Consider the following 26274-nt stretch of genomic DNA (forward strand, 5'->3'; position numbering starts at 1 on the left):
CAATCAGTCATCGGAACAACACAGGATAAGTGAATGAGACGGGTAAGACGTTTTAACCACGCCCCAACCATGAGCGCACTCGCCCTTGCCTCTTGCCTGACCGCTCTGCCCGGCCTGATTCACGCTCAGGAACCCGATGATGAGACCCGGCGCCTGCTCGAGGGCATCCAGCATGGCGAGCAGGTCGAAATAGAACTTCCCGACCCGGAAGAGCAGCTTCCCCTTGATGATCTGCGCAAGCTCGCGGAGGTATTTGGCCGCATCAAGGATGCCTATGTGGAAGAAGTGGATGATCGCAAGCTTCTGGAGAGTGCCATCAAGGGCATGCTGTCGGATCTTGACCCCCACTCCACTTACCTTACCCCGAAAGACTACGAACAGCTGGAAGAAAGCACGTCCGGGGAGTTCGGCGGTCTGGGTATTGAAGTCGGCATGGAAGACGGTTTCGTCAAGGTGATTTCCCCCATCGACGATACACCAGCCCAGAAAGCTGGTGTGCAGGCCGGTGACCTGATCATCAAGCTTGGTGACCAGCCGGTCAAGGGCATGTCGCTGGAGGAAGCCGTCAAGCTAATGCGCGGCAAGCCTGGCACCGTGCTTACCCTCACGATTATGCGCGAAGGCGAATCCGCGCCCATTGAGATTGATGTAAAGCGTGACGTGATCAAGGTCACCAGCATCAAGTCCCGTATCATCGAAAACGGGTATGGCTACGTTCGGATTACCCAGTTCCAGGCGGATACAGGCTCACAGTTCACCGCGGCGCTGGAGGATCTTGAAAAGGAACATGGCAGCGCCCTGGATGGCCTGATTATCGACCTGCGCAACAACCCGGGCGGCATCCTGCAAGCGGCTGTTGAAGCGGCAGACGCCCTGCTTGATGAAGGACTGATTGTTTATACCGAAGGCCGGATCCAGAGCTCGCGCCTGCGCTTCAATGCCAAACCGGGCGATATAATGCCCGAAACGGCTATTGTGGTCCTGATCAATGGCGGCTCCGCGTCAGCCTCTGAAATTCTTGCGGGGGCACTGCAGGATCATGAACGCGCTGTCGTCATGGGCACCCAGTCATTCGGCAAAGGTAGCGTACAGACCGTCATCCCCCTGGATGAAACCCATGCCATCAAGATGACCACTGCCCGCTATTACACTCCGGATGGTCGCTCCATCCAGGCCAAGGGCATCAAGCCGGATATCGAAGTGAAGCCAGCCGAACTGACCGAACTGGACAGCCAGCCCTTCTTCACAGAGGCGGACCTGAGTGGCCACCTCGAGGGCCAGGATGAAGAGCAGGACGTACCCCCAGAAGACGTCGGACAGGCCACACCGACAAGCCGTGACTTCCAGCTACGCTCGGCACTGAACCTGCTGAAGGGCCTGAGCATCCTCAGCAAGCGCAACATGCCAGAACAGGAAAGCGCGGATTGAAAGTACCAGCTACGCTGATTGCCGCCATTCTCACGGTGATAACACCGGCCAGTTCCGGGGAGGAGCGGGCCAACCCGCAGCAGGTTCCACCCACCATCGCCATCATTATCGATGACATGGGGCACAACCTCACAGAGGGCCGTAGGCTGATAGGCCTGGAGCAGCCTATCACCCTAGCCTTCCTGCCTTACCGCCGACATACAACGGAACTGGCGGAGCATGCCCACCGCAGACAAAAAGAGATCATGCTTCACGCTCCCATGGCCAACACCCGCAATATCGGCCTTGGCGCCGGCGGCCTGAATTCCGGTATGGACAAAAACAGTATGGCAACGACCCTACGCCGTGCCTTACAGTCCATTCCTCATGTCCGTGGTGTTAACAATCACATGGGCAGCCTGCTTACCCAACAACTCGAAGCCATGGACTGGGTGATGTCGGAGCTGGACCAATACCCTGTCTATTTCGTCGACAGCCGCACTATCGCCTCTTCCATCGCTGGTGAAGTCGCCGCTGCCTATCGTATCCCCACCCTCACCCGCGATGTGTTTCTCGATCATGAACAGACCGAGGAGTACGTGGACAAACAGTTCCAGCTGCTGATTAAAAGGGCAAAAGAGAATGGCAGTGCCGTGGGCATCGGCCACCCTCACAAGGTAACGGTGGATTATCTGGAGAAGCGTTTACCGGAGCTGGACGAAGAAGGTATTGCCATTGCCACCGTCAGCGCCGTGTGGGCCATGAGGAATGGTAACCGGACGATGTTTGCGGAAGGAGAGAAGCGGGCCATTCGCCCGGCGTTGGCAAAACAAAGTAGGTCGGATTAGGCAAAGCCGTAATCCGACAATTCAACACGCAGCTAGCTAGTCCCGCACCTCGATCCCCTGCGCCTTCATAAACGCCTTGGCTTCCGGGATCGTATGCTGCCCGAAGTGAAAGATAGATGCCGCCAGGACCGCGTCCGCACGCCCCTTGGTCACACCATCCGCCAGATGCTGAAGCTCGCCAACGCCGCCTGAAGCGATCACCGGCACCGACACCGCATCACTGATCGCCCGCGTCAGCCCCAGGTCGAACCCGATCTTGGTACCGTCCCGGTCCATGCTGGTCAGCAGCAGCTCCCCGGCACCCATGGCGGTCATCTTGCGGGCCCATTCCACGGCATCCAGCCCTGTGGGTTTGCGGCCGCCGTGGGTGAAAATTTCCCAGCGCGGCTCTTCCCCCTCACCACTGACCTGCTTGGCGTCAATGGCCACCACGATGCACTGGCTGCCAAAGCGGTCGGCGGCTTCGCGGACGAATTCCGGGTTAAATACCGCGGCGGTGTTGATGGACACCTTGTCGGCGCCGGCATTCAGGAGCTTACGGATATCCTCAACGGTGCGCACGCCACCGCCGACCGTCAGCGGGATAAACACTTCGGCGGCCATGCGTTCCACGGTTTCGTAGGTGGTGTCGCGGCTTTCGTGACTGGCAGTAATGTCCAGGAAGGTGATTTCGTCGGCGCCCTGCTCATTGTATTTGCGGGCCACTTCCACCGGGTCACCGGCGTCGCGGATATCGACAAAGTTAACGCCTTTCACAACGCGGCCTTTGTCGACGTCGAGGCAGGGAATGATGCGTTTTGCCAGAGCCATGATTCGTCTTACCCCTTCAGGCTGTCACAGAAGGCCTGGGCTTCGGCCACATCGAGCGTACCTTCGTAGATAGCACGGCCGGTGATGGCACCAAGAATTCCTTTGTCGGCTACCGTTGCCAGGCGCTTGAGGTCGTCCATATTGGTTACGCCGCCAGAGGCGATAACGGGGATACCGCCCTCTTCTGCCAGCGCCGCGGTGGCTTCCACATTGACGCCCTGCATCATGCCGTCACGGCTGATATCCGTGTAAACAATCGCATCCACGCCGTCGTTGGCGAAGCGCTTGGCCAGGTCGGTAGCCAAGACTTCGGAGACTTCTGCCCAGCCATCGGTGGCAACGCGGCCGTCTTTGGCGTCAAGGCCTACGATGATATGGCCCGGAAATGTCTTGCACATTTCGGTGACGAACTCCGGTTCCTTGACAGCTTTGGTGCCGATGATCACCCACTGTACGCCGGCCTTGAGATAGGCCTCAATGGTTTCCGCGGAACGGATCCCGCCGCCAATCTGGATGGGCAGGTCCGGAAACTTGCGGGCAATGGCCTGGACAATTTCGCCGTTGACGGGCTCGCCAGCGAAGGCGCCGTTCAGGTCCACCAGGTGTAGGCGGCGGGCGCCGGCGTCGACCCAGCGGGTTGCCATGTCGACGGGGTCGTCACCGAACACGGTGGAGTCGTCCATGCGGCCCTGGCGCAGTCTTACGCACTTGCCGTCTTTGAGGTCTATGGCCGGGATGATCAGCATGTTTTCTCTTTTCCTTGGGATTGGTTTTGGCTTGCTGCTAACAGTGGAGTTTAATCGCCCGTGCTCCGCCGAAATGGAGGCCCTGTTCGGGGCACGCTGTTAATACGTCCGTGTACGCTCGACAAAAACATCCATGTTTTTGACGTCCCCGAACAGGGCCTCCATTCCGGCGAAGCACTACTTTTTATTTGCCTGCTAGCTTTTTCCGGTCCAGTTTGTGAAGTTTTTCAGTAACTGCAGCCCCGCCCTTGCGCTTTTTTCCGGGTGGAACTGTGCTGCGAAAATGTTGTCTTTTGCCACAGTCGCAGCCAAATCGACTCCATAATGGCTGCGACCGGCGATGTCAGCATTGCCTTCGGCTTCCACATAATAGCTGTGCACAAAATAGAAGCGCTCGCCGTCGGCGATGTTATGCCAAAGCGGGTGTTCGATGGTCTGGTAGACCTCGTTCCAGCCCATGTGGGGCACTTTCAGGCGCTCTCCGTGTTCCACGAGGTTTTCACCGAAATACCGCACTTCTGATGGAAATAGAGCAATGCAGTCAACACCGCCATTTTCCTCGCTGCGGGACATCAGTGCCTGCATACCAACACAAATACCCAGGAACGGGCGATCCTGCGACACCTCGCGCACCAGGGTGTCGATACCCAAACGGCGAATTTCAGCCATACAGTCACGAATTGCGCCCACACCAGGCAGAATCACCCGGTCGGCTTCACGGATTTTATCAGCGTTATCGGAGACCAGCACCGTGGTATCCGGGGCTACGTGCTCTACCGCTTTTTTGGCAGAGTGAAGATTGCCCATGCCGTAGTCGATAATGGCAACGGTTTTCATGGTTGTTGCGGTGTCCTTCGAAGACAGGTTATAGCGAACCTTTGGTAGAAGGTGTGATACCCGCCATGCGCTCGTCCATTTCGATGGCCATGCGCAGGGCGCGACCGAAGGCCTTGAACACGGTTTCAATCTGGTGATGGGTGTTCTTGCCCTTCAGGTTGTCGATGTGCAGGGTAACCATGGAGTGGTTCACAAAGCCCTGGAAGAACTCAGCAAACAGGTCCACGTCAAAGCCCCCGACAGCGCCACGGGTGTAGGGCACATTCATCAGCAGTCCCGGGCGTCCGGAAAGATCGATCACCACGCGGGACAAAGCTTCGTCCAGCGGCACGTAAGCATGGCCATAACGGCGTATACCTTTCTTGTCGCCAACGGCCTGCTTGAAGGCCTGGCCCAGAGTGATGCCGATGTCTTCCACGGTGTGGTGGTCATCAATGTGCAGGTCACCCTTGGAGACGATGTTCAGGTCCACCAGCCCGTGGCGGGCGATCTGGTCCATCATGTGCTCTAGGAAGGGCACGCCGGTATCGAAACTGGACTTGCCGGTGCCGTCGAGATCGATCTCGACGGTGATCTGTGTTTCCAGGGTATTTCGTTCTACCCGAGCCTTGCGTTCGGCCATGGGGACTCCCAAGTCATCAATCGGCAGATGCCGGAAAAGTGTCTGCGCGCATTATACCTTTTATGCGTCCCTGCGTCCCGCAACGGGCTTTATAGCGGTGATAGCTGCAACCATCAGAATGCTTTTTTCAGGTTGTTCATGTAAGTATCCACCAGGCTATTGAACTCGTGCTTGATCACCGGGCTGATCGCCAGCTTCAGCAGGCTCGGCAGGGGCACGGTCAGCTCGGCGCTGGTCTGGAATTTCACCGAGGTGGTGTTGTCGTCTTTTGCCTTGAGGGTCCAGGAGCCTTTTACCACGCCATTGCCCTCACCTTTCACCGGCTCCCAGGTGATTTTGCCGTTGTCCTTGTCCGGGTAATACTTGCAGGCGTAAATCGACTGGATGGCATGCTTGTCCACCCCTACTTTTTCCATTTCCCAGCGATAGGTGTTGTCACCCAGATCCACCAGTTTATGCACCTTGGGGAAATGGCTGGCTGATTTCGGAACGTCTGCCAGCAGATCAAAAACCTCGTCATACCCGGCCGGCAGATCCAGCTCACGGTTCAGCTCAATAGAGACAGTAATAGCCACTGCTTGCTCCTTTTTATCGTTGTAAGACGCGCAATACGTTGTCGCATGAAAAATCGTATAGAAATAAGGTGCCTATTTTGGCTGATCACTAACGTATTGTCATACATCCAGGCTTTTATTTTGTTACCCCTGGGTTATGCTTGGGCTAACAATTCGCCTATTAAACCGGACAAGAATTAACGGAAGGACGCCAGAATCATGAAAGCTGTTCGTTATGTGGCTCTCGCCATAGTCGGCCTGATTATCCTTGCCATTGCCGCCGTGGCTATTGCCGTTGCCGTCATTGACCCCAACACCTACAAGCCGCAGATTGAGAAGGCCGTTGAAAACAGCACCAACCTCGACCTGATTCTGGCGGGTGATATCGGTTGGTCTTTCATCCCGCTGGGGCTGGAACTCAATGACGTGGAAGCCACCCTGGAGGACGAGCGCCTTGTTCGCCTTGACCAGTTGGTGGCACAGGTCAGCTTCTGGTCCCTGGTGACTATGTCGCCCCGGGTAGACACCTTCCTGCTGAACGGCCTGGACGCCAACCTGTCGGTGGACGAAGAGGGTAACGGCAACTGGACACGGATCATGCCGGAAGGCGAGGCCAAGCCAGAGCAGGAAGAGCCCGCACCGGAAGAAACCGCTGACGAGAGCACCGGCGAAAGCGAGCCGCTGAACTTCAATGTTGAAAGCGTGGAAATCAGCAACGCCCGCATACATTATGAAGACAAAGGCACAGGCCAGGCTTTCACTCTGGAAGACTTCACCCTTAACGCCAGCGAAATCACCCTGGGCTCCAGCTTTCCGCTGAACGTGGCGTTCCGGTTCGCTACTAATCAGCCTCAGGTGGAGGTAAAGGGTGACCTCAGTGCCCGCCTTGCAGCCAATGAAGCGTTGAATGAGTTTGGCGTGTCCGACCTCAACGCCACCTTTGACATGAGCGGTGAGCCTTTGGGAGGCGAATCAGTCCGCGCGGAGCTGGCCGGTTCTCTGGAAGCCAACCTGGAAAATGAAACCGCCACCCTCAGCGGTTTCACTGCCAGCCTGGCCGACGTCACGCTGAACACGGACCTGTCCGTGAACGGTTTTGGCGACCAGCCCAAGCTTGAGGGAAGCCTGAGCATCGACGAATTTTCACTGAAATCACTGCTGGCCGCGCTGGGCCAGCCGGCTATTGAAACGGAAGATCCGGAGGTCATGAAGGCCATCGCCTTCTCCACCAATATTGGCGGCCCTGCCGGCACCGTCGAGCTCAGCGATCTGGCGATTACCCTGGATGACACTACGTTCAAAGGGAGTGCAAGCTATGGCTTCGCCAACAGCGCTATTGGCCTGAAGCTGAATGGTGACGCCATCAATGCTGACCGTTACCTGCCTCCCGCCAGTGAAGAAGAAAAAGCAGCCAACCAGGAAAAGGACCAGCCACAGAACAGCTCGGCAGAAGGTGGCCCCGCGGAAGAGGGCGAACTGCTGCCCCTGGAAACCCTGCGTTCATTGGCGCTGGACATCAACCTGGGATTGGGTGAGCTGATTGTCAGCAATCTCACCATTAACGAAATCAACTCCGTGATCACCGCCAGAGATGGCCTTCTGAAAGTGGAAGATTTCAGTGGCCAGCTTTATTACGGCTCGTTTGACACCAGCGTAACCCTGGATGCCCGTTCGGATAATCCGCAGTGGACCATTACCAAAGACATCAAGGATGTCCAGACATTGCCGCTACTGGCAGACCTTGCCGATGTGGACATGCTATCCGGCGCCGCCAACATGGCCGTCAATGTCAAAACCACCGGCAACCGTATTTCTGACCTGCGCAGTAACGCCAAAGGCGATATTAACTTCAACCTGGCTGAAGGCGAGTTCACCCGCATGAATCTTACCCGCATGGCCTGCCAGGGGATTGCCCTTGCCAACCAGGAACAACTGGGCAACTCAGGCTGGGGCACCAGCACACCGTTCAATGACATGAAGGGCACGCTCAGGATTGACGGCAACACCCTTAACAATACCGACCTCGTGGCAGCCCTCGCCGGCATGAGACTGGAAGGCGATGGCACCGTCGATCTGGCTGCCTCCGAGCTTGATTATGAGATTGGCCTGCGCATCGTCGGTGAGATCCACCGGGATGAAGCCTGCCGGGTAACGGAGTACGTGGAAGACGTGGTCATTCCTGTGGAGTGCCGCGGCAACTTTACCGAAGACCCAGCCGGCCTGTGCTCCTTTGACGGCTCCCGCTTCCGCGACACACTGAAGACCATCGCTGCCAATGCAGCCCGCAAGAAAGTCAGCGAAGAAACCGAGCGGGCAAAAGAAAAGGCCGAGGAGAAAGCGCGCGAGGAAATTGACAAGCGCCTGGGCGAAGACGGCGAAAAGGTCAAAGACGCACTGAAGGGCATTTTCGGCCAATGAGCGACAGCTTTGCCCAAAGGCTACTGGCCTGGTACGACGAAAACGGCAGGCACGACCTGCCCTGGCATCATGACCGGAACCCATACCGCGTGTGGGTTTCGGAAATCATGCTGCAGCAGACCCAGGTAACCACCGTTATCCCCTACTTCGAAGCCTTCATGCAACGTTTCCCGGACGTGAACGCACTTGCCGCTGCCCCGGTGGATGACGTACTCAGCCACTGGTCCGGCCTGGGTTATTATGCCCGCGCCCGCAACCTGCAACAGGCTGCCCGACAAGTGGTGGAGGAACACGGTGGGCAGTTCCCCCGGGACCAGGAGCAACTGCAGGCACTGCCTGGTATTGGCCGCTCTACCGCCGCCGCCATCCTGGCCCAGGCACACCAGCAACGCGCCGCGATACTGGATGGGAACGTAAAACGGGTTCTGGCCCGGTACCACGCCATTGCCGGCTGGCCCGGCAAGACCACCGTACTGAACCAGCTCTGGGAGCGTGCCGAAGAGCACACGCCCGATGAGCGGATCCGGGACTACACCCAGGCTATCATGGACCTTGGCGCCATGGTGTGCACCCGCAGCCGCCCTGCGTGCGAAAGCTGTCCGCTACAGGCCGGATGCGACGCCTACGCCAAAGGCGAGACCAGCCTATACCCCGGCTCAAAACCCAAGAAGACCAAACCCGAGAAAACCACCTGGATGGTAATACTGGAAGACCACCAGGGGCGCATCCTGCTGGAACGAAGGCCGCCCAGCGGCATCTGGGGAGGACTGTGGAGCCTGCCAGAGCTTGACCCGGCCTACAGCCCGGAAGAACTGCCCGAGGCTTGCGAACAGACCTTCGGCTTTAATTGCGGTGAACCGGAACTCACCAGCGGCTTCCGCCATACCTTCAGCCACTACCACTTGCACATTCAGCCAGTGCGGCTGGCCGTTCGCAGCTCGGTGCAAGTCAACGACACCAATAACCAGCAATGGATTCACCGGGACCAGGCACTCTCCCTCGGCCTGCCCGCCCCCATTCGCACCCTGCTGACATCGCCGGAACAATCCCTCCTGCTCTGATCTGTTATCATCCCTCCAGATTCCGCAACACGACCTCCAAACAGGAGCAGACATGAGCCGCACCGTATTCTGTCGTAAATACCAGGAAGAACTCGAAGGCCTGGACTTCCCACCCATGCCGGGCAAGAAAGGCGAAGACATCTACGAGAACATCAGCAAGAAAGCCTGGGAAGAATGGCAGGCCCAGCAGACCATGCTGATCAACGAAAAGCACCTGAGCCTGATGGACCCCAATACCCGCAAGTACCTGCAGGCGCAGATGGAACGCTTCTTCAACAACGAGCCGTTCGACAAGGCCGAAGGTTATGTTCCGCCGGAGAACTAGCCCCGCAACCTGTGGAAGCGCCTATTAAAATTTTCCCGGAACGGCCTTGACTCAGGCAACCTAAACCGGTTTAATAGCGCCCCGTTGCACAGCAGTACTGCAACACGCCCGGATAGCTCAGTTGGTAGAGCAGGGGATTGAAAATCCCCGTGTCGGTGGTTCGATTCCGCCTCCGGGCACCATTAAGAATTCTGACAAAGTCCGCCTTGTGCGGACTTTGTTGTTTCTGGAGGCCCGCTTTATTTTTCGTCCAAGGGCTTAAAGGCCCGATACCCCTGCCCGCTTGCCCCCTTTTTCACCGTAAAGTACTCAGACCTGTCGACCAGCAAATCAGAGAACTTCTTCGCTCCATAAGTTCGCGGGTCAAAATCCGGACGTGTGCGCTTGAGGAATGAGCCGGCGGCAGAGAAGGTTGCCCAGCCCTGGTCGTCCTGGGTTTGCTCCCAGGCCCGTTTCAAAAGCGCCACCTCCTCAGGGACTTTTTCCTGCTTCTTCCGAGGGGTTTCAGATTTTGTGGGTTCGTCAGACGTGGTTTCTTCCGGGTACTCCAGATTTTCGGTAAACAGAAAATCGTCGCAGGCGCTTCGGAACGAGACCGGGGTCTTTTTTTCCCCGAAGCCGAATACGTATATCTCGGATTCCCGGAGCCGTGAAGCCAGCTTGGTGAAGTCGCTGTCGCTGGAGACCAGGGCGAAGGCATCAAATTTGGAGGAATAAAGCAGATCCATTGCATCGATGATCAGCGAGGCATCCGTGGCATTCTTGCCTTTGGTATAGGCAAATTGCTGGATGGGCTGGATCGCGAGTTCGTTTAGAACGGTTTTCCAGTTTTTGAGGCTGTCTATGGACCAGTCACCATAGGCTCGTTTTATCACCACGTGGCCATGGGAAGACAGCTCTTCAATAATCAGGGGCAACTTTGACAGCTGGGCGTTATCGGCGTCGATTAAAACGGCAATTTTCTTGTGCTGCTCAAGGTCCTTCAATGCACTTTCCCTTTATTCTGATCAGGTACATCAAGGACTTCCGTAAAACCGCCCTTCAGGCAGCCTTGCGGAAATCCTCGATTCTTACTGTTTTATCACGCTTACGCTTGTACTTGCTTTTATCTTCCACCACGCGCATCTGGTACTTCGGGGTTCTCAGTTCGCGCTGAACAGCGCTGTGCTGTGTGGGCTTCGCCCGTTTTTTCGCCATAATGGGTATCTCCCTGGTTGGCTGGATGTTCTCAGGGAGATTATACCACTGCCCTACTTCATTACACAGGTACCTGCCCGGCGCTCAAGAATCGCCAGCGCATCCTCCAGCTTACCAATACCACTGATACCACCGCTTTCGGCGAAGTTGCCCGCAGCAGCCATTTTGGGCCCCATGGAACCGGCTGGCAGATCCAGATTGCGGGCTTCGTCGAGGGTCAACTCACTGATGGGTGCGGCGGTGTCTTTGCCGAAGTCACGGTAGATGGCATCCACGTCGGTGAGGAGCAGTAAGGCGTCTGCACCCAGTTGGCTGGCCAGTAGTGCGCTGGCGGCGTCTTTGTCGATCACGGCTTCCACGCCGATCATGCTGCCGTCATCCCGGCGAAGAATGGGGATACCGCCGCCTCCGGCACAGATCACCACAACACCCTGCTCCAGCAGCAATTTGAGCACGCGCATGTCGGGTATCTCCAAGGGTTTGGGCGAGGGTACTACCCGCCGCCACTTGTCGCCATCCTGTGCGATTTGCCAGCCGGCGGCTTCGGCTTTACGCTCGGCTTCTTCCTTGTCATACACCGGTCCGACAAATTTCGTGGGCTTGCTGAAGGCAGGGTCGTCCTTGTCCACCAGTACCTGGGTCAGCAGGGTGGCCACTGGCCGGTCGTGGCCCAGGGCGTTTTCCAGCTCCTGCTCGATGATGTAGCCGATCATGCCTTCGGTTTCAGCACCCAGTACGTCCAGCGGGTAGGCCTCCTCCGGCTTGTAGGCCGCGCCCTGAAGCGCCAATAAGCCGACCTGCGGACCATTACCATGAGTGACCACCAGCCGGTGGCCGGCGCGGACGATTTCGGCCAGCGATTCGGCGGCGATTTTCACGTTGGCGCGCTGGGCCTCAGCTGTCAGGGGCTCACCGCGCCGCAACAGGGCGTTACCTCCGAGTGCTGCTACTACAAGCATTTCGATCTCCTTATCTCAGCTTCCAAGAGTGGCAACGAGCACCGCCTTGATGGTGTGCATGCGGTTCTCGGCCTGATCAAACACGATGGAAGCGGGGCTTTCAAAGACATCGTCGGTGACTTCCATCGCGTCAATACCGAACTCAGCCTGTATTTCCTTGCCCACGGTGGTTTCCGTGTTATGGAAGGCCGGCAGGCAATGCATGAACCTTGCACGGGGGTTGCCGGTTTTCTCCATCAGGGATGCGTTGACCTGGTAGGGCTGCAACAGCTTGATTCGCTCTGCCCACTTCTCCTTGGGCTCGCCCATGGACACCCACACGTCAGTGTAAACAAAATCCACCCCCGCAACCGCGGCATCAATGTCTTCGGTGATCATGATCCGGGCGCCGGTACCGGTGGCAATGGTCTGCGCTTCCTTCTGAATCGCGTCGCTGGGCCAGCAGGCTTTCGGAGCGCACAGACGTACGTCCATCCCCATCTTGGCGCCACCGATCAGCAGGCTGTCTCCCATGTTATTGGCGGCGTCCCCGATGAACACAAAGGCCACGTCACGCAGAGGCTTCTCCACGTTTTCCTGCATGGTCAGGAAGTCTGCCAGTATCTGGGTGGGATGGAATTCATTGGTCAGCCCGTTGTAGACCGGCACGCCAGCGTATTGTGCCAGCTCCTCAACTACCGCCTGGCCGAACCCCCGGTATTCGATCGCATCGTATACACGCCCCAACACCCGGGCTGTATCCTTCACCGATTCCTTATGGCCGATATGGGTGCCCGTCGGGCCCAGGTAGGTTACCCGGGCGCCCTGATCAAACGCTGCAACCTCAAACCCTACCCGGGTCCGGGTGGAGTTCTTCTCAAAGATCAGCGCTATGTCCTTGCCCTGCAACTGCGGCACTTCGGTACCGGCGTACTTGGCCGTTTTCAGGTCGGCGGAAAGTTTGAGTAAAAAGCTGATTTCCCGGGGCGTAAAGTCCCTCAGGGTCAGGAAATGCCGGTTCTTGAGATTAAAAGCCATGGTCCTGCTCCTTCCTTGTCAGACTGCATCTCGTATTGTCGGGCAGCTCATGCAGCGCCCACCGCCCCGGCCCCGGCCCAGCTCCGCACCGGGTATGGCCAGCACCTCTATGCCGGCCGCTTCCAGGGCAGCATTGGTATCGTCGTTGCGGTCGTAACCGATAACGACACCCGGGCTCAGTGCCAGCACGTTATTGCCATCGTTCCACTGTTCCCGCTCCCGTTCGGCAGGGGTATCGCCACCCGTGGCCACCACTTCCAGGGACGGGTAACCAAGTACATCTGCCACAACATCAAACAGCGGGCGACTGTCCTGCAAAAACGACAGGTGCTTGCCGCCTTGCCCGGGACGCAGGTCGTAGCAAACCATTTCATCGGCAACCTCCTTGAAAGTGGTCACTACATTGCCGCCACAAAAGGTAAACACCGTATCCAGATGCATGGCGGAACGGGTTTTGGGAATCTGGCAAGCGATCACCCTGTCTGCCGTGCCGTTGGCAAACAGCGCCCTGGCCAGTTGGCCGATGGCTTGCGGAGAAGATCGTTCCCCCATACCCACCAGCACGGCGCCATTACCCACCGGCATGATGTCCCCCCCTTCCAGGGTTGCCAGCGCGTGGTCCTCAAGCGGGTCGCCCCAATGCACGTTTACCTTGCCGGCGAACTTCGGGTGGAACCGGTAGATCGCGCTCATCAGCAGCGTTTCCGGTTTGCGCGCAGTCCAGTACATCGGGTTCAGGGTGACGCCACCATAGATCCAGGCGCTGTTGTCCCGTGTGAACAGGAAGTTTGGCAGTGGCGGCAGCACAAACCCGTGCGGCCCCAGATGGTTACCAAACAGGCCCGAGGGATCGAAGGGCAGATCTCCCACTTCCAGGCCGCCGATGAGGAACTCTGCCAGGGTCTGGCCGGGTAGCTCGTCCATCCACGCACGAAGATCAGACACCATGCCCACCCCGATATGGTTCCAGGTGATCCGGTTATCGAGAATCCAGGCCCGCGCCTCGGGAATGTCAAGGGTGTCCGCCAGCAGTTCATTAACGTCCAGCACATCCACGCCCCGGGCGCGCATGATCCCGGCGAAGACGTCGTGGTCTTTCTGGGCCTGCTTGACCCAGAAGACATCATCAAACAGCAGTGCATCGCAGTTGGAAGGTGTCAGCCTCCGGTGGGCCAGCCCCGGACGGCAGACAATCACCTGCCGGAGTGTGCCGGTTTCGGAGTGGACTCCCAGTGTTTGTTCAGCCATGTCGCATGCTCCTTTGCTCTGGATTATAGAAACGCGCCGATGCTGATCACCACGGTGATGAATACAGTGAGGATCAGCAACAGGGGCCAGATGAATGCCAGCCAGCGGTCGTAGGACACGCGGCCGATGGCCAGGCCACCAACCACAACCGCAAAGGTCGGGTTGATCAGGTTTACCAGCCCGTTGGCTGACTGATAGGCAGTGACCACCAGATCACGCCCCACGTTGGCAAAGTCCGCCAGCGGTGCAAGGATCGGCATCGAGAGTACAGCCAGGCCGGACGAAGACGGCACGAAGAAGCTCATACCCACTTCGATCCAGAACATCAGGTTGATAAACGCCAGTTCCGGCAATCCGCCCAGGGTGGTCTCGGCGCTGTGCAAGATAGTGTCCGCAATCATGCCCTGTTCCATGATCACCACAATGCCCCGGGCCAGGCCGACGACGAGTGCCACACCCAAGAGGTCACGAGCCCCGTCTACAAAACTGCCGGTCAGCTTTTTCTCCCCCAGACGGGCGATAAGGCCAATCACGATGGCAGCGCCAAAGAAGAGCGAGCCCATCTGGGCCATCCACCAGCCCTGGGACGACACGCCCCAGATCATCACCACAAAGGTAAGGGCGAAGATGACCAGGGCTATCTTCTGGGTGCCTGTGAGATCAAAGTTTTCCAGCTCGTCATGGCCCTGGAGGAAGAGCTTGCGGTGGGCATTCCGCTGTTTGGCGACCACCGAGCGGGAGGGGTCTGCCTTTACCCGATGGGCATAGCGCATAACGTAAGCAGCACAAATGAGAAGGCCACCGATAAGAAGCACAAAACGCAGCACGATACCGTCAGTAAAGGGAATATCGGCGGCGTTGGATGCAATCACCGTTGCAAACGGGTTAATGGTAGAGCCCAGAACCCCGATACCGGCACCCACCAGAATGATGGCAACCCCGGTAACAGCGTCATATCCCGCCGAAATTATCACCGGAATCAGAATGGCGTAGAAAGCCAGGGTCTCCTCTGCCATGCCGTAGGTTGTACCCCCTAAGGCAAACAGCGTCATCAGTATTGGTATCATCCATATCTCGCGCCCTTCCAGCCTGTGCATGGCACTGCGGATGCCTGTGTCGATGGCCCCGGTGGCGTTCATTACTCCGAGAAAACCACCGAGGAACAGCACGAAAAGGGCCACGTCAATGGCGTTGGCCGCATAACTGTCCGGATCGTAGAAGCCAGCGGTAGGCGCCAGCATTACCTCAACAAAACCCTGGGGGTTGGGATCGACAGTTTGATAGGTACCAGGCACAGCAACTTCCCGCCCCACCTCATCGTTCATGGAACGCTCGTACTGCCCCGCTGGAATAATCCACGTCAGCGCTGCAACCAGTATGATCAGTAGAAACAGGATGGTATAGGCGGTTGGAAATCGTGTCGCAAGGTCTTCTTCAGGATTCGAAGAGGGAAGTTTTTCATCAGTCACGTGGCGTCTCCTGTCCATTGTGGCTTACTGATGGGGCGTCCATCGCTTCGAGTATGGACCTCAAGACCGGAATGGAAAGTGATCAGCGTCAATTCAATATGAAGCTGACAGCGCGTCTACTACTTATCCGCATAACTGCTGAGATGGAAGGACTTATGTTTGCGTCTACTATTCTCCCGTACCAGAATGACCCTGGTTATTCAATCTACTGACCCTGCAACACCATACTCAAGGAACCACCATGCTTCTTTCATTTCTGGCTATAGTTGCCGGCCTTGCGTTACTGGTTTGGAGCGCCGGAAAGTTTGTTGAGGGCTCGGCAGTCACCGCCGGGCACTTTGGTATGCCACCGCTGTTGATCGGTATGGTGGTGGTTGGCTTTGGCACTTCGGCGCCGGAGATGGTGGTGTCGGCACTGGCAGCTACTCAGGGTAATCCCGGCCTGGCGCTGGGTAACGCCTACGGTTCCAACATCACCAACATTGCGCTGATCCTGGGTATTACGGCCTTGATCAGCCCGATTGCAGTTCACTCCCAGGTGATGCGCAAGGAGTTGCCGATACTTACAGCGGTAACGGCACTGGCCGCCTGGCAGGTGTGGGATGGTGAACTGACATTTGTGGATGCCCTGGTGCTGCTGGGCGTGTTCTTCCTGTTGCTTGCCTGGTCCATCCGCCAGGGAATGACCCAGAAATCCGATGCCCTGGGCGCAGAAATTGCTGATGAAATGATCCACCGGACCATGCCGCTTCGCACTGCGGTCATGTGGCTGTTTGTCGGCCTGCTGGTACTGATTGTCAGTTCGCGGATTCTGGTATGGGGCGCGGTTGAGATTGCCCATGGTTTTGGGGTGAGCGACCTGATCATCGGCCTGACCATTGTCGCGGTGGGGACGTCCCTCCCGGAGCTGGCATCGTCTGTGATCGCTGCCCGCAAGGGAGAACATGACATTGCATTGGGCAATATCCTGGGTTCCAACCTGTTCAACACCCTGGCGGTTGTGGGCATCGCCGGCACTATCAGCCCAATGGCGGTGGCTCCGGAGGTGTTCTACCGGGATATTGCTGTCATGTCTGCCCTGACACTCTCGCTGTTCGTTCTGGGCTATGGTTTCCGAGGCCCGGGGCGGATCAACCGGGTGGAGGGGGGCTTGCTGCTGGCCTGTTTCGTTGGTTACACAGCCTACCTGATTGCAACCACCTTCACGTCATGACCAACCCGGGCCCGCTCAGCCAAGCACACACTCCCTCGACAGCTTCTGGCTGACTTCCCGGCGTTGGCGCCGCAGCCGGTTGCCCTTATCGTTGGAGTAGCCGGCCCGCAGTTGCTGCTGAATGCGATCAAGCCGTTCGCGGTATCCGGCACAACGGGCATTTTTGCGCTTGAGCTCGCGGGCTTCCTGCTGTGCAGAGGCTCTCTGCGTGCCACTGTCGTTGGCTTCCAGGCTGCGATTGACCTGGCGGTTGATGGTGCTTACCCGCTCGCCCCGGCTGATGTTCTCCCGCATGGGGATAAGCGAGGGGGCCCTGAGCTCCACCTGCTTGTGCTTGCGGTCGCTGGGCTTTATGTCTGTAAAGTGAGCAACACCCTGATCGTCGATCCAGGTGTACATCTCGGCCGTCGATACGGCCGGGCTTAAAAGCATTAATAATACTGCGGCTTGCCTCCATGGCATCGGTGTCCACTCCCTGTGGTCGGTTTAATGGCCCGGGCATTATAGACAAAACCCCAGGCGAGTAAGAGGTGCACGCCACAGCTCAGGCGTCCAGCAATTCAATCCAGTGTTGGACCGGCACCTTTGCCCTGGTTTCCAGGTGCATCTGGCAGCCGATGTTGGCGGTGACAATCCGGTCCGGGTTGTCCACGGTCAGCGCCTTGAGCTTATTGTTCAGCAGGCGCTGACTGAGCTCGGGCTGGAGTATGGAGTAGGTTCCTGCGGACCCGCAGCACAGATGTTTCTCTCTGGTTTCCGCCAGCTCAATACCGGCCTTGCGCAGCACCTGGTCTACCACCCCGCTCTGCTGCATCGCGTGCTGAAGGGTGCAGGGGCAATGGAAGGCAACCTTGCCGGCCCCCTTCGGGACATTCAGTTTTTCCAGGTCCTGTTTGAGGAGGAAGGCGCCAAGATCGATGGTCATGTCACTGACTTTCTGCGCCTTCGCGGCGTAAACCGGGTCATCTCGCAGCAGGTGACCATACTCCTGGACCATGGCGCCACATCCGGAAGCGGTCATGATGATGCCTTCGGCCCCGGCATCAATAGCGGGCCACCAGGCATCGATGTTGCGACGCATGGCGTCGAGCGCCTTTTCGTGTTCCGACAGGTGATGATTGACCGCGCCACAGCAGCCGGCTTCGGGCGCTTCCACCATGGTAATGCCGAGTCGGTCGAGCACGCGGGCAGCGGCAGCGTTGGTGTTCGGGGTGGCGGAGGGCTGAACGCAACCAGCCAGGGCCAGTACAACGCGGTCGTGGCTTGCCGAAGGCCATGGGCTGGCCTGTTTTCTGGGCGGCACTTTTGTCTGCAGTGCCTGCGGCAATACCGGGCGGAACAGTTGCCCCATTCTCAGCAGCAGGCCGAATAGCTGGCGGTTGGGGAGCACTCTGGCCAGTGACCAGCGAATCCAGCGTTCTTTTGGCGGCCTGGGCATTTCCTGTTCCATCAGGCCACGGCTGATGTCGATCAAACGGCCGTACTTTACACCGGAAGGACAGGTGGTTTCGCAACTGCGGCAGGTAAGGCAGCGGTCGAGGTGTTCGCGGGATTTTTCGGTAACTTCTTCGCCTTCCAGGAACATTTTCATCAGGTAGATGCGGCCGCGGGGGCCGTCGCGTTCGTCGTTCAGTTCCTGGTATGTCGGGCAGGTGGCGGTGCAGAAGCCGCAGTGTACGCAGGCTCGCAGGATGGACTCGGCTTCCTGGCCTTCTGCTGTGTTGGCGAATTGTTGGACTAGATTGGTTTGCATCTTTTACCTGCTTTCTGAATTTGGAGCACAAGTGAGCGTTTGGAGCACAAGTGAGTGGTACCCCCTTTTCTGAAACACGCTCCTTCGGCACGTCCATGTGACGCTTGGACTCCGCCATCCATGGCTCCGTACAGTTTCAGAAAAGGGGCTACCACTCACTTCCCCGGCATCTCGGTAGACGCGCTCAAATACCGTCATATACCACTCGTTGTCACAGCCAGCTGTACAACCTTCCTGGATTAAAAATACCGTCAGGGTCGAACGACTTTTTCAGCCGTTGCTGAATGTCTTTCAATGCCCTTGGCTGGTGGTGCATCACTTCGTCTGTGCGGTCACCGCCGCGGAACAGGCTTACCTGGCCGCCGGCACGTTGGGCCAGGGTTTCCAGTCTGGCTATGTCGGCATCGCCGCGGTACCAGCGCTGGGAGCCGGCCCAGTCGACCAGCCAGGGGCCCTCGAGCTTCGGGTGGTCGGCGGTGGAGCCGACGGAGAAGCGCCAGAGTGGTTCGTCGCCGGCGAAGAAGTCGTGCTGCATGTGCTGCAACTGGTGCCAGAACGCATCGCCCTGTTCCATCACTTCGCCGGACCATTTTTCGGCGGTGGCTTCTACCGCAGATTTGGCGCCAGCCAGGCGCAGGTAGACTTTGCCATCTACCCAGGCGGCGCCGGTGATGGGTTTGGGTTCTTTCGCACGGCTGTTCATGTCCTGGATAACGTCGTCCAGGGGCATGTCCTGCACCAGGGTGAGGGACATGGCGGGTCTGGGCATGACTTTCAGGCTGATTTCGGTGATGGCGCCCAGGGTGCCCATGGCGCCGGCCTGTAGCCGGGAGGTGTCGTAGCCGGCCACGTTTTTCATTACCTGGCCGCCGAAGCGCAGATGCTCGCCCTTGCCGTTGAGCAGGCGAATACCCAGCACCTGGTCCCTTATCGAACCGGACCAGGGTCTCGCAGGGCCGGAAAGGTTGCACGCCAGGGTACCGCCGAGCGTGGAGCCATCGCCAAACCTTGGCGGTTCGAAGTGCAGGCACTGGCCCTCTTCCGCCAGGGTGGCTTCGATTTCCGCCAGGGTGGTGCCCGCGCGGGCAGTCAGCACCAGTTCCACCGGGTGGTATTCCACAATACCGGTGTGTTCACCCAGTTTCAGGGTGCCGGCCTCTGTATCGGCGGTGCGGCCCATGAAGGCCTTGGTGCCACCGCCTTCGATATTGAGCTTCTGCCCTGTCTGTCGGGCCTCAAGAATCTGGTTTTTAAGCATCTGCGAAATATCACCCATGCGCAGCGTCCACCGTGTCATGCTTGTGTTGTTTGTGTTCCAGGGAGCGGTATTCCTGGCAGAAACGCAGGGCCGGAACGCCCTTGCCAGGGTTGAGGATACCGGCAGGATCGAAGGCGGCCTTTACGTCGTGGAACTGCTGCAGCTCTTCATCATTGAACTGCACCGCCATCTGGCGGATTTTTTCCACGCCCACCCCATGTTCACCGGTGATGCAGCCGCCGACTTCCACACAAAGATTGAGGATTCGGCCGCCGAAAGCTTCGGTACGTTCAAATTCCCCGGGTACGTTGGCATCAAACAGGATCAGCGGGTGCAGGTTGCCATCGCCGGCATGGAATACGTTGGCGACTCGCAGCCCGAACTCTTCCGACATTTTTTCCATCTCCAGCAGCACATGGGCCAGGTACCGCCGCGGGATGGTGCCATCCATGCAGTAATAATCCGGCGAGATACGGCCAACGGCTGGAAAGGCGGACTTGCGACCTTTCCACAGCAGCGCCCGTTCTTCCTCGCTCTGGGAGGTCTTTACTGAAGTAGCCCCCAACTCGCGGAAGAGGGCTTCGGCCTGGGCAATGTGTTCGTGCACTTCTTCTTCCGTGCCGTCCACTTCACACAGCAGCAGGGCCTTGGCTTCCCTCGGATAACCCGCCTGGGCAAAGTCGTCCGCGGCGATAATGGCGTGGCCATCCATCATTTCCAGGCCACCGGGAATAATACCGTGGGAGATGATGCCACCCACGGCGTCGCCGGCTTTCTGTACGCTGTCGAAACCCGCCATCACCACCTGGGCCACTTCCGGCTTGGGCAGCAGTTTCACCTTCACTTCAGTCACGATACCCAGCAGGCCTTCAGAGCCGGTCATCAGCGCCAGCAGGTCCATGCCACAGACATCCAGGGCATCACTGCCAATGACTACCCGCTCACCCTCGGCGGTAATCATTTCAACACTGAGGATGTTGTGAACCGTCAGGCCATACTTGAGGCAGTGCACGCCGCCCGAGTTTTCCGCCACGTTGCCGCCAATGGTGCAGGCAATCTGGGAGGAGGGATCCGGCCCGTAATAGAGCCCGAACTGGGCCGCCTCTTCGCTGATGGCCAGGTTACGAACACCCGGTTGCAAGCGTGCCGTCCGCGCCAGTGGATCAATATCCAGGATCCGGTTGAACTTGGCCAGCGACAGCACCACGCCTTCCTTGTGAGGCATGGCGCCGGCACTCAGGCCGGTCCCGGCACCACGGGCCACCACGGGCACTTCGTGCTCGTTACAGATACGCATTACCCTCTGCACCTGCTCGGCGGTTTCCGGCAGCACCACGAGCATGGGCATCTCGCAGTACATGGACATACCATCGCACTCATAGGGTTTCATGGTTTCGTCATCGGTGATGACAAAGTCCGGGTCTATAAACGCGCGGAACTTTTCCGCCAGTTCCGCTTTGCTGGCTTTCGGCTTGGTGGTCATATCGTTCTCTGGAGTGATTGGCCTCAGGTGTGACAGCCCTCAACCACGTTTGGTTTCAAAATAGTCGATACCCGCCTGCGCACAGTCCATATCCTGTTGAGGCGTGCCGGAGCTGAGGCCAATGCCGCCGACAACCTCCCCATCGACAATAACCGGCAGGCCGCCGCCTACAGAACTGATGCGACCACCTACTTCGGTATGGATGCCGAACGCCAGCTTGCCAGGCACGTTGACAGCGTTGTAGTCGTGGGTCGCTTTCTTCGCGGCCGACGCGGTAAACGACTTGTCCTGGGCGATGGTGACACTGGTTATCTTGCCGCCATCCATCCGCTCGAACGCAATCAGGTTACCGGATTCATCGGTGATGGCGATGCACATGGGTACGCCGATTTCGCGCGCTTTCTCTGCAGCGCCTTCGATCAATAGTCTGGCGTCCGCCAGATCAAGCCGTTTAACAGTCAACATAAGAGATTGCTCCTCTTTTTAGCCATAAACCAGGTTGGGCAGCCAGGTAACGACGCCCGGGATGAGCACACAGATAAACAAACCGAACGCCTGGATGGCAAGGAATACCAGGGATGACTTGAAGATAGTGCCCATGGTGATATCCGGCGGGCACACGCCCCTGATATAGAACAGTGCATAGCCGAAAGGTGGACTGAGAAATGACATCTGCATGTTCACCAGGTACAACACACCGAACCACAGCACCACGTCGGAGCCTTCCACGCCGGGCAGTCCGAACAGGCCCGGAAATTCCAGTGCCTCCACGATCGGGATGAAAATGGGCACCGCCAGCAGGAGGATACCCACCCAGTCCAGGAACATACCCAGGATCACCAGCAGCACCATCAACAACAGAAGGACCGCGTAGGGCGAAAGGCCAATGCCCAGTATCGACTCGGTAATGAAGTCCTGGCCGCCCTGCAGGATATAGAACCCGACAAAGACCGACGCACCGAACATGATCCACAGCACCATGGCAGAGGCCTTGGCCGTGGTTACCGACGCATCCCGCAATGTGGCGATGGAAAACACCCGGTGCTTCATGGCCACCAGAATTGCGCCGAAGGAGCCGATACCCGCAGCTTCGACCGGGGTGGCGATACCGCCGAACAGAAGGCCCAGAACCAGGAATACCAGTATCAGTGGGGCAATCAGGTCCTTCAGAAGAAGCAGCTTGTCCTTGAAGCCGATGCGCTCCTCTTCCGGCACTGGCGGGCCCAGTTTGGGGTTCAGCCAGGAGCGGATTCCGACGTAGAGGATATACAACGAGGACAGAATCAGACCGGGGAGCACGGAGCCCAGATACAACTCACCCACCGACTGTTGCGCCACAACCGCGTACAGAATCGCCAGAATTGAGGGAGGAATCAGAATGCCCAGGGTTCCCCCGGCCATTATCGATCCCAGGGCAATCTTATGGTCATACCCGCGCTTGAGCATCGCCGGCAGCGCAATGATACCCATGGTGACCACTGCCGCGCCAATAACCCCCACCATGGCCGCAAGAATCGTGGAAGCCACAATGGTTGCAATGGCCAGACCACCTCCAATGCCGCCCATCCATTTGTAGACCACATTGAACATTTCCTCGATCAGCCCCGCCCGTTCAAGCATCGAGGCCATGAAGATAAACAGCGGTATCGCGGCCAGGTCCGAGTTGGTCATCATCGGGAAGATCCGGCTGGGAATGATGTTCAGCATCATCGAATCGCCCACCAGATAGATAAAGGCGACGCCGAGACCACCGGTGACAAAGGCCAACGGCAGGCCCATCATCAGCAGCACCGCCAGAGAGCCGAACATGATATAGGTCAGCGGTCCGATCCTGATATCCGACATACTGCCGGAGAATTTGAACAGGAATTTCTCATCGCTGAAGGGGTCGTAAAACAGGATATTGATAACTTCCACCAGCATCACAAAAGCAAGGGCAACTGTGCCGATGATCATCAGCCACGTGCCAAGCTTGCCGGCAAGGGAGCCGCGCCCCTGGGTGCTTGCGATATCAGTACTCATGCGTGTTGCTCCCGGCCAAGTTTGATAAACATCGAGATATCCTTCATAAGCTTGGACAGGCCAGCCAGGAAGAGCAGTGTCGATCCCAGCAGCATCACGGCCTTCACCGGCCAGTACTGGATGCCCCAGGTTTCAACGGTTCGTTCATCCATCGCATAGGAGTTCTCGAAAAACGTCCAGGAGGTGATCATCAAAGCGATGGCGAACATGAAGAAGAACATGGACGTGAATATGTCCATGCCCACGCGGCCGCGTACCGGCAGGAAGTTATAGACCACGTCTACCCTCACATGGGAGCCGTGGAGCAGAGCAAATGCGCCGGCCATCAGATACTGCATACCGAACAGCAGAAAGCTGGCCTCATGCACCCAGATGGTGGGCTGGTTGAACGCGTAGCGCATCACCACTTCAAAGAAGTAGAACACCACCGCATTCACCGTCCAGAACGAAATGAACACACCGGATTTATCGCTGATCCAGTCAACTGAGTTGGTAAACCAGTTACCGGCATGACTGTAATCAACGGTTTTTTTCAGTTCTGCTTCAATCTGCTGAAGCTTTTCATTGGCCTCGGCATTTTTGTCGATGGCTTCCACGCCGCGCCGGGAAAGCCACCGGTCCAGCCCCATCATGATCAACGGCATCACGGCGAGCCAGCCCCAGTAAAACCAGTGGGGCATCACCAGGCCAAACGCACTCAGGTCAGACATGTTTCTTCACCTTAATCACAGAGCGGGGAAGACAGGGGGTAATGCCAGCGCACTCCCTGCCTTCCCCGTGATCAGTTTTGTTATGGTTATGCAGGCTTACATGCCTTCGATATCTTCCTCGCTGAGGTAGCCGACGGTCTCGTTCATCATGTATTCGAGCTGAATATCCAGAATCGCCTTGGCGTCCTCATTCTTGCCAGCCCAGTTGAACCAGATCGGAATGGCTGCCTTGCGGAACTCGTCCATGTCCTGCTGGGTAAGACGTGTCACCTTGGAGCCATCTTCCTTGAACTTCTTCATGGCTTCGATGTTGCGTTCCTGAATCGTCAGGTAATGCTTCTGGGAGTAGTTACGAACCTCGTCCTCGACCAGTTGTTGCAACTCCGGATCCAGCGCCTTCCAGGCCCGCAGGTTCACTGTCAAATCCATCAGGTCGACTGGCTGGTAGATGGACATTACGCCTGGGGGGCCGAACATGATGTAGTCGGTCACCTGGGAGAAGCCAAGTTCGTAGTTCACTGCAGGGCCCACGTAGTCCGCCGCGTCAATGGTACCCTTCTCCAGCGCCGGGAAAATATCCGAGCCCGGCAGGCTTACGGTGGACACGCCGAACTGCTGGAAAACCTCGGCCACCATGCCGCCCGGCACCCGCATCTTCATACCTTTCAAATCGGCCAGGCTGTTAACCGGCTTCTTTGAGTGAATGATGTTGGCGTCGTGCTGAATCGGCCCGACATAAAACAGACCGAACTTCTCATAGATTTCCCGGGTCTTTTCCAGCATGCCCATGGAATAGAACATGATGTCCCACTGATGAGGCTGATCAGGGCCTGCGGGATAGGACGACAGGAAGACCGAGGCAGGGATCTTTCCCGACCAGTACAGGGTGAAGGGGTTCATGCCCTGCAGCACACCGTTACGAACGGCCTCGAACAGAGCGTTGTTGTCCGCTGCGACCGACTTGGCCGGATAAGGCTTGATGATCAGTTCGCCACCGGACTTCTCTTCGATACTGTCTGCCCATTCCTCGAACAGATCGTAACCGACGGTGCCGGCATCCCATACGGACTGGATTTTCCAGGTGGTTGCTGCGTGGGCCTGGCCCACTCCGATGAAAGTCGCGCCACAGAAGGCAGCGGCCAGTGCGGTGGTTTTGAGAAAGCTGCGCCTTGGGACGACGGTTTGCTCAGTATTGTTGTTGGTACTCATCGACACATCTCCGTTGACGTTGTTGTTATCTGCGTCAGGTAAACGCCGACAACTGCCGGCATTAAATCGATATTCGTAGCCCGGCCGGTTATAGTCCAGAAGAATGCCCGGTGGTCTGACCAGTTTCGTAAATGCCCGATGGACGAATGCCCCGGAATGAGCCATATTTACTGACCCCGGACGAAAATTTGCGATTAACGGGCAAACAAAAATAACTGGTCAGACCAGTAGGCAATAACAGGTAAAACCATGGCGATCGCCCAGGACATTTCCTATCGACTAGAACGGCTGATTCTGGATGGCGGCCTGGCCCCGGGGCAGAAAATGCCCTCGGAGCGACAGCTTGCCACACGGCTGAGCGTGTCCCGCGCCATCATCCGCGAAGCCTTGCATGAGCTGCAGGGCCGCGGCGTCATTGAGACTAAACACGGCAAGGGTTCTTTTGTGGCGCGCATCGTCCCTGGCGTTGAAGAGGACGGTGGCGACAGCCCGTTGCTGCAGATGTTCAACGGCCACCCCCGCACCCTGTACGACCTGCTGGAAATCAGGGAACAACTGGAAGGCCAGGCTGCATACCTCGCAGCAAAGCGCGCCACCACCCTTGACCTGCATCGCATCACGAAAGCCTATGCCGCACTGGAACAGACCGACCCACTCTCTAACGCCAGGCCAGACCATAATTTTCACCAAGCTATTGTGGAGGCGTCTCACAACCCGGTGTTGGTGCATGTTCTGAACGGCCTCAAAAACCTGATGTTGTTGACAGTGCAGGCATCGGTGGCCAATCTGAATCCGCGAGAGGAAATGCGCAACAAGATCGGCCGGCAGCACAAGCGTATCTACCAGGCAGTGATGGCCCGAAAACCAGAGGCAGCCAAACGGATTGCCATGGCTCACGTTCGCTTTGTGAGCGATGCCATGCGGGAAATCGAGCAGCAGGGCACGGCCATTATCCGGGTGCCCGTTAATGCGTCCGCATCAAAGGCTGCCGCCCCTCAAAATGCATAATTGGCGGAATGCTTGCATCCTGGCTTCCGTGATTCACAATTAATTGGTATTGATTTTCGGGACCACTGTCCGTAAAACTTGCGCCTTTGTTCAGACAGCC

26 protein-coding genes and 1 tRNA gene are annotated in these 26274 nt (G+C 57.6%); 8 read left to right on the forward strand and 19 right to left on the reverse strand.

Annotated features, from left to right (window positions below; genetic code table 11):
• Window positions 1-33: 33 nt before the first annotated feature.
• Together FO268_RS04050 and FO268_RS04055 are read left to right on the forward strand one after the other, a co-directional pair.
• Window positions 34-1428 (forward strand): S41 family peptidase, encoded by a 1395-nt coding sequence (locus FO268_RS04050; protein WP_150989951.1) that lies wholly within the window; start codon window positions 34-36, stop codon window positions 1426-1428.
• Between the two features lie 26 nt (window positions 1429-1454).
• Entirely contained in the window at window positions 1455-2255 is an 801-nt protein-coding gene (locus FO268_RS04055) for a divergent polysaccharide deacetylase family protein (protein WP_225316538.1), read from the forward strand.
• A 36-nt stretch (window positions 2256-2291) separates the two neighbouring features.
• On the opposite strand, the gene hisF is transcribed toward FO268_RS04055, so the two are convergent.
• From hisF to FO268_RS04080, 5 genes are all read right to left on the reverse strand, one after another.
• On the reverse strand, window positions 2292-3065 hold the full coding sequence (hisF, locus tag FO268_RS04060) for an imidazole glycerol phosphate synthase subunit HisF (protein WP_150989954.1): 774 nt from the start codon (window positions 3063-3065) through the stop codon (window positions 2292-2294).
• Between the two features lie 8 nt (window positions 3066-3073).
• The gene (gene hisA, locus FO268_RS04065) at window positions 3074-3811 is read right to left on the reverse strand and encodes a 1-(5-phosphoribosyl)-5-[(5-phosphoribosylamino)methylideneamino]imidazole-4-carboxamide isomerase (protein WP_150989957.1); all 738 of its coding nucleotides are present in this window, start codon (window positions 3809-3811) and stop codon (window positions 3074-3076) included.
• A gap of 195 nt (window positions 3812-4006) precedes the next feature.
• Complete coding sequence (gene hisH, locus FO268_RS04070) at window positions 4007-4648, reverse strand: imidazole glycerol phosphate synthase subunit HisH (protein ID WP_150989960.1); 642 nt, start codon at window positions 4646-4648, stop codon at window positions 4007-4009.
• A gap of 28 nt (window positions 4649-4676) precedes the next feature.
• Window positions 4677-5270 (reverse strand): imidazoleglycerol-phosphate dehydratase HisB, encoded by a 594-nt coding sequence (gene hisB, locus FO268_RS04075; RefSeq protein WP_150989963.1) that lies wholly within the window; start codon window positions 5268-5270, stop codon window positions 4677-4679.
• A 113-nt stretch (window positions 5271-5383) separates the two neighbouring features.
• A complete protein-coding gene (locus tag FO268_RS04080) occupies window positions 5384-5845 on the reverse strand; it encodes an SRPBCC family protein (protein WP_150989965.1) in 462 nt (153 codons plus the stop codon).
• A 198-nt stretch (window positions 5846-6043) separates the two neighbouring features.
• On the opposite strand from FO268_RS04080, the gene FO268_RS04085 reads away from it, so the two are divergent.
• The 4 genes from FO268_RS04085 (at window position 6044) to FO268_RS04100 (ending at window position 9810) form a co-directional block, all read left to right on the forward strand.
• Window positions 6044-8242, forward strand: a complete 2199-nt coding sequence (locus tag FO268_RS04085; protein ID WP_150989968.1) for an AsmA family protein — start codon at window positions 6044-6046, stop codon at window positions 8240-8242.
• A complete protein-coding gene (mutY, locus tag FO268_RS04090) occupies window positions 8239-9303 on the forward strand; it encodes an A/G-specific adenine glycosylase (protein WP_150989971.1) in 1065 nt (354 codons plus the stop codon). The genes FO268_RS04085 and mutY overlap by 4 nt, the downstream gene beginning before the upstream one ends.
• Before the next feature lie 52 nt (window positions 9304-9355).
• Window positions 9356-9628 carry an oxidative damage protection protein gene (locus tag FO268_RS04095; protein WP_027833160.1) on the forward strand — a complete coding sequence of 91 codons (273 nt, stop codon included), beginning with the start codon at window positions 9356-9358 and terminating at the stop codon, window positions 9626-9628.
• A gap of 106 nt (window positions 9629-9734) precedes the next feature.
• Window positions 9735-9810: transfer RNA gene (locus FO268_RS04100), tRNA-Phe, on the forward strand.
• Window positions 9811-9867: 57 nt separating this feature from the next.
• On the opposite strand, the gene FO268_RS04105 is transcribed toward FO268_RS04100, so the two are convergent.
• The 6 genes from FO268_RS04105 to FO268_RS04125 are packed head-to-tail and all read right to left on the reverse strand — an operon-like array spanning window position 9868 to window position 15518.
• On the reverse strand, window positions 9868-10614 hold the full coding sequence (locus FO268_RS04105; protein ID WP_150989974.1) for an NYN domain-containing protein: 747 nt from the start codon (window positions 10612-10614) through the stop codon (window positions 9868-9870).
• A gap of 55 nt (window positions 10615-10669) precedes the next feature.
• Window positions 10670-10825, reverse strand: coding sequence for a hypothetical protein (locus FO268_RS22800; protein WP_191966818.1), 156 nt, complete (start codon window positions 10823-10825; stop codon window positions 10670-10672).
• Between the two features lie 53 nt (window positions 10826-10878).
• Entirely contained in the window at window positions 10879-11784 is a 906-nt protein-coding gene (arcC, locus tag FO268_RS04110; RefSeq protein ID WP_150989977.1) for a carbamate kinase, read from the reverse strand.
• A gap of 15 nt (window positions 11785-11799) precedes the next feature.
• Window positions 11800-12801, reverse strand: a complete 1002-nt coding sequence (locus FO268_RS04115; RefSeq protein WP_150989980.1) for an ornithine carbamoyltransferase — start codon at window positions 12799-12801, stop codon at window positions 11800-11802.
• An 18-nt stretch (window positions 12802-12819) separates the two neighbouring features.
• Window positions 12820-14049: an arginine deiminase gene (locus FO268_RS04120; protein ID WP_150989983.1), complete on the reverse strand. Its 1230-nt coding sequence runs from the start codon at window positions 14047-14049 to the stop codon at window positions 12820-12822.
• A 23-nt stretch (window positions 14050-14072) separates the two neighbouring features.
• Window positions 14073-15518: a YfcC family protein gene (locus FO268_RS04125; protein WP_202336535.1), complete on the reverse strand. Its 1446-nt coding sequence runs from the start codon at window positions 15516-15518 to the stop codon at window positions 14073-14075.
• Between the two features lie 241 nt (window positions 15519-15759).
• Here FO268_RS04125 and FO268_RS04130 point away from each other — a divergent pair, with 241 nt between their 5' ends.
• Complete coding sequence (locus FO268_RS04130; RefSeq protein WP_150989989.1) at window positions 15760-16731, forward strand: calcium/sodium antiporter; 972 nt, start codon at window positions 15760-15762, stop codon at window positions 16729-16731.
• Between the two features lie 15 nt (window positions 16732-16746).
• On the opposite strand, the gene FO268_RS04135 is transcribed toward FO268_RS04130, so the two are convergent.
• From FO268_RS04135 to dctP, 8 genes are all read right to left on the reverse strand, one after another.
• Complete coding sequence (locus FO268_RS04135; protein WP_150989991.1) at window positions 16747-17163, reverse strand: DUF4124 domain-containing protein; 417 nt, start codon at window positions 17161-17163, stop codon at window positions 16747-16749.
• Window positions 17164-17275: 112 nt separating this feature from the next.
• Window positions 17276-18484 (reverse strand): glycolate oxidase subunit GlcF, encoded by a 1209-nt coding sequence (glcF, locus tag FO268_RS04140; protein ID WP_150989994.1) that lies wholly within the window; start codon window positions 18482-18484, stop codon window positions 17276-17278.
• A 211-nt stretch (window positions 18485-18695) separates the two neighbouring features.
• The gene (gene glcE / locus FO268_RS04145; protein WP_150989998.1) at window positions 18696-19760 is read right to left on the reverse strand and encodes a glycolate oxidase subunit GlcE; all 1065 of its coding nucleotides are present in this window, start codon (window positions 19758-19760) and stop codon (window positions 18696-18698) included.
• Window positions 19753-21225, reverse strand: coding sequence for an FAD-linked oxidase C-terminal domain-containing protein (locus FO268_RS04150; RefSeq protein ID WP_150990000.1), 1473 nt, complete (start codon window positions 21223-21225; stop codon window positions 19753-19755). The genes glcE and FO268_RS04150 overlap by 8 nt, the downstream gene beginning before the upstream one ends.
• Window positions 21226-21264: 39 nt before the next feature.
• Complete coding sequence (locus FO268_RS04155) at window positions 21265-21690, reverse strand: GlcG/HbpS family heme-binding protein (protein WP_150990003.1); 426 nt, start codon at window positions 21688-21690, stop codon at window positions 21265-21267.
• An 18-nt stretch (window positions 21691-21708) separates the two neighbouring features.
• Window positions 21709-23247 carry a TRAP transporter large permease gene (locus FO268_RS04160; RefSeq protein ID WP_150990005.1) on the reverse strand — a complete coding sequence of 513 codons (1539 nt, stop codon included), beginning with the start codon at window positions 23245-23247 and terminating at the stop codon, window positions 21709-21711.
• Window positions 23244-23957 (reverse strand): TRAP transporter small permease subunit, encoded by a 714-nt coding sequence (locus tag FO268_RS04165; protein WP_150990008.1) that lies wholly within the window; start codon window positions 23955-23957, stop codon window positions 23244-23246. The genes FO268_RS04160 and FO268_RS04165 overlap by 4 nt, the downstream gene beginning before the upstream one ends.
• Window positions 23958-24053: 96 nt before the next feature.
• Complete coding sequence (dctP, locus tag FO268_RS04170) at window positions 24054-25166, reverse strand: TRAP transporter substrate-binding protein DctP (protein ID WP_150990010.1); 1113 nt, start codon at window positions 25164-25166, stop codon at window positions 24054-24056.
• Between the two features lie 249 nt (window positions 25167-25415).
• On the opposite strand from dctP, the gene FO268_RS04175 reads away from it, so the two are divergent.
• On the forward strand, window positions 25416-26174 hold the full coding sequence (locus FO268_RS04175; RefSeq protein ID WP_150990015.1) for an FCD domain-containing protein: 759 nt from the start codon (window positions 25416-25418) through the stop codon (window positions 26172-26174).
• Window positions 26175-26274: the final 100 nt, after the last annotated feature.

This window comes from Marinobacter denitrificans, from assembly GCF_008795955.1.
In the GTDB taxonomy this organism is placed as follows: Bacteria; Pseudomonadota; Gammaproteobacteria; order Pseudomonadales; family Oleiphilaceae; genus Marinobacter; species Marinobacter denitrificans.